This is a genomic window from Mesorhizobium sp. M4B.F.Ca.ET.143.01.1.1 (assembly GCF_004792275.1).
Classification (GTDB): Bacteria; Pseudomonadota; Alphaproteobacteria; order Rhizobiales; family Rhizobiaceae; genus Mesorhizobium; species Mesorhizobium abyssinicae.
This window is the reverse complement of sequence record NZ_SRSR01000054.1, coordinates 1-1,328: the sequence shown is the minus strand read 5'-3', so window position 1 is coordinate 1,328 and position 1,328 is coordinate 1. Positions and strand designations below refer to the sequence as shown.

General features: G+C 64.2%; 1 protein-coding gene. It reads left to right on the top strand.

The genetic code is table 11. From position 1 onward, the window contains the following. Positions 1 to 79 precede the first annotated feature (79 nt). Entirely contained in the window at positions 80 to 1,270 is a 1,191-nt protein-coding gene (locus tag EN786_RS35905) for an integrase core domain-containing protein (protein WP_127287366.1), read from the top strand. Positions 1,271 to 1,328 lie beyond the last annotated feature (58 nt).

Here is a 1,328-nt window from a genome sequence, read left to right as displayed (position 1 = left end):
TGTCCGAACCGGATAGATAGGTAACAGAATGGACCGATTGCATAGGTGACAGTTTTCTCCCTCGCCGGAGGACCCGGCGATGGTTTGGCGAGAGACTGGCATCATGGACGAGCGGCTTCGTTTTGTAGTGGATTGCCTTTCTGGCGAAGAGACGATGAGCGAGCTTTGTGCGGCCTACGGCATTTCGCGCAAGATCGGCTATAAATGGCTGGGTCGCTACCGGGAGTTTGGCCCGGAGGGTTTGCACGATCGGCCGCGAGCGCCGCTCAATCATGGCCGTGCGACAGCCCTTGATCTTGTCGAGCGGATCGTGGCGGCGAAGGAGACGTATCCGCTGTGGGGGCCCAAGAAGATCGTGGCGCGGCTCAAGCGCGCGGCTCCCGAACTGATCTGGCCGTCGGCCTCGACGGCAGGCGCTATCCTTGCGCGGCATGGGCTTGTCGGCGCCCGCAAGCGGACCCGGCTGCGGGCCTGCGGCAATGGACCTTGGCCGGAGCCGCAAGGGCCGAACGCGGTGTGGACTGGCGATCACAAGGGCTGGTTCCGGACCCGTGACGGGTGGCGTTGCGAACCGTTGACGGTGATGGATGCGTCGAGCCGCTACTTGCTGGCGCTCGAAGCGACCGGCTCGACGGCGGATGCCGAGGCCTGGCCGGTATTCGAGCGGCTGTTTGAGGAGCATGGCCTGCCGGACCGGTTCCGAAGCGACAATGGCCCGCCCTTCGCGTCGGCCGGTGTCACCGGGCTGACACCGCTTGCGGTGCGCTTCATCAAACTCGGCATCGCCCTGGAGCGGATCGCGCCCGGCAAACCCCAGCAGAACGGGCGCCACGAGCGCTTTCATCTGACCCTGTTGCCGCTGGCCGAGGCACCGGAGGCCGACAGAACGGCCCAGGGCCAGGCCTTCGAGGCCTTCCGGCACAGCTACAATGAAGAACGTCCCCATGAGGCGCTCGGCATGGACACTCCAGCCCAGCATTACAGATCCTCCCGGCGCGCCATGCCGACGATGCTGCCCGAGCCTGATTATCCAGCCGAGGCCGCGGTCCGTCATGTACGCCACAATGGCGAGATCAGGTGGAACGGCGGCTTCGTCTATGTCTCGCAGGCATTGGCTGGTGAAGCTGTCGCGGCCGCCCAGACCGAGGATGGTCAATGGGCTCTTTCGTTCCATGCCCACCAGCTCGGCATCATCGACACAAGGCGTATGACGCTTGTCCGCTGCAGCGCCGCGCCAACCAATCCGCTTGGCGCTGCAGCGGACTCATAGGGGGAGAACTGTTACCTATGTATCCGGTCCATTCTGTTACCCATCTATCGGCTGGACA

Excerpts from the sequence above, each read along its gene's own strand:
- EN786_RS35905 (WP_127287366.1), top strand. The coding sequence starts at position 80 with ATGGTTTGGCGAGAGACTGGCATCATGGACGAGCGGCTTCGTTTTGTA.